Raw genomic sequence first — 2,316 nt, 5'->3', positions numbered from 1 at the left:
CCGCCACCAAGCCCGAGCACGCTGGTTCCACCAACGCACCCGACTCAACCGAGAGTATTCCCTGGCCAACTAGCAAATGGCGGCTGCCGTACTAGGCATACTGTGGCGAAGACCGCAAGAATACCTACGATAATGATGATGGTCGCTGCTGCTATCGGCGGAAACTCTTCGATCACGCCTGCACCCAGAACCACTTCCGCCATTCGCCCTGAAGTGTCTGACGAGTTCACGGGGTCGGTAGGGTAGACGTAGGCGTTCTCCGTCCCGCCGGCCACTGGGTCAACCTGCAGAAAACGTCCGGTGTACGGGTTGTAGACGCGGGCACCCATGAGCATCAGGGATCCGATCGCGTCGCTGGAGCGCTGCTGCCCACCGAGCCAGCCATACCGTTGAGTTGTAGAGGTGTCACGGGGAGTGCCGAATTCGGTGGACTCGAAGTATGCACTGGTGCTGGATCCTGCAGTATTGGCGGCGGTCGGCACCTGGTTCGGGACGGTAGCCACGACGTCGCCGTGGAGGTTGGTCAGTTGCAGGCTCGAAGAACCGTCAGAGGATTGGATAGCCGCGAGCTGTCCGTTGATCCCGGCAACATTGCGTTGCCAGGTATAGCTAGCTCCGATGTCGGTGGAAGTAGCGGTCCATGACGGCGAGTCCGAATTGCCCGCATAGTGCTCGATGGTGCGCTTGGTCTCACTGCCGGAGGTACTGTTGACGGTCTGCCGGTAACGGCCTTGAGGATCGAGAGTGAACGACTCCTTGGCAGTTCCTTGAGTTAGCGACACTGGCTTGTCGTTGTCGTAGTATGCGGCGGTGACTGTGTTCGCCCCAGAGGCGAGCGATGCTGCGGGGACGGTCAGAGTCCGCCCGAGTTGGTCGTAACTGTAGCCGCTGGTGGTTGTCCGGTTGGCGGTGTCGTAGGTGTCGCTGCTCGTCGCCGTCGAGGTCGTCGTTTGGCAGCCACCACTGCTGTCGCCACCATATGTCGTGATCGAACTACGGTCGGACTGTTTAGTATATGCGTAGACACGGCTGCCGCAGCTGCCATCAACGGTGTCGTTGACCTGTAGAAGCCGACCGGCATTGTCGTAGGTGTAGTCCTGAGCGGACAGGGGTGACTGAGAATGAACTACGTCGCCTAGGGCACCGATTATGTTGGTGAAGGTGAGAGTTCCGGCCGTGCCTGCGGCGTAGGTGGGCAGCGCGTATATCAGGCTTGTGGTAGTACCGAGATTGTCATGGCTATAGGTGGCGGTCATGCCGTTTGGGTAGGTCTGGCTGGCGAGTTGTCCCGCAGTGTCGTACGTGGCGGTGAATGTCGACAGGCCGTTGCCCATGCCGGTGTTGAGGCTGGTAACCAATCCTCGGTGTTCCGAGGTTGAGTCGTACGCGTAAGTGGTCGTTGCCTGTCCGTCGTTGTACGAGGCGACTTGACCGTCGATATTGTAAGTATGGGTGGTGGTGGTGCTGTCTGCGTCGGTGTAGGTGATTTGACGGCCGAGGGCGTCGTACGTGCTAGTAAGTGTGGCGGTTCCGTTCGTAATGGTGAGAGGCAGGCCGGTGCTGGCGTCGTAGGTGGTGGTCGTCTCGGGTAGGGCGGTGGAACTGGACAGTCCGGAGACGACGACCTTGTTGGAAGTCGGCCGGCCGATGGCGTCGAAGGTGGTGGTTGTGGTGCGTGAGACTGATCCGGAAGTCTCGGTGAGCTTTGTCGTTTCTCCGTACAGGTTGTAGGTGTAGGTGGTGGAGAGGGTGGCGTAGCCGGCTGATGGGCTGCCGCCGGGGTCGGTTCGGCAGACTTGGCCGGCCCAGTAGGGCTTGTCGCCGCAGCTTGAGTAGGTCGTATTGGTTGCGGCCGTGTAGTAGGTGGTTACGGTGGTGTTGGCGCTGGTGGCGGTGCCTCCGGGAAGCCGTGACTCGACTACGTTGCCGGCGGAGTCGTAGCGGGTCAGGGTTGTCAGGTCATTGGTGCTGGAGGCGCTGGTCCCCATCCAGGTGGTTTCGGTGGTGGGTTCGCCCAGTACCCAGCCGGATGTGTCGTCGGTAGACGAGGTGCCGTCGATGGGGTCGTAGCCGGTGACTGTCGTTTTGATGTCGGCTGTCGGCACGGTGGTGCCATCGAGGGCTACAGGTGTTGTGACGGTCTTCGTCACCAGGTGGTAGTCCTGGTCGGCGTCGGGTTTTCCTGTGTCGTAGGTGTAGTTGTCAACGGTCAAGACGAAGTGGCTCTGGCACGGCCGTGGTGATCGGTGGTTGTTGATGTCAGTCGGCCAGGATGATCCGGTGGCGGAGCAAATCGGTGTTCGCGCGGCCATACAT

At 60.5% G+C, this 2,316-nt stretch carries 1 protein-coding gene; it reads right to left on the bottom strand.

What is annotated here, in order from left to right:
- Positions 1-44 precede the first annotated feature (44 nt).
- Positions 45-2,213: an RHS repeat-associated core domain-containing protein gene (locus AB0M08_RS47415; protein ID WP_364508932.1), complete on the bottom strand. Its 2,169-nt coding sequence runs from the start codon at positions 2,211-2,213 to the stop codon at positions 45-47.
- Positions 2,214-2,316 lie beyond the last annotated feature (103 nt).

Origin of the sequence: Actinoplanes sp. NPDC051851 (assembly GCF_040681165.1) — a bacterium.
Classification (GTDB): Bacteria; Actinomycetota; Actinomycetes; order Mycobacteriales; family Micromonosporaceae; genus Actinoplanes.
This window is presented reverse-complemented; position numbering and strand designations above follow the sequence as displayed.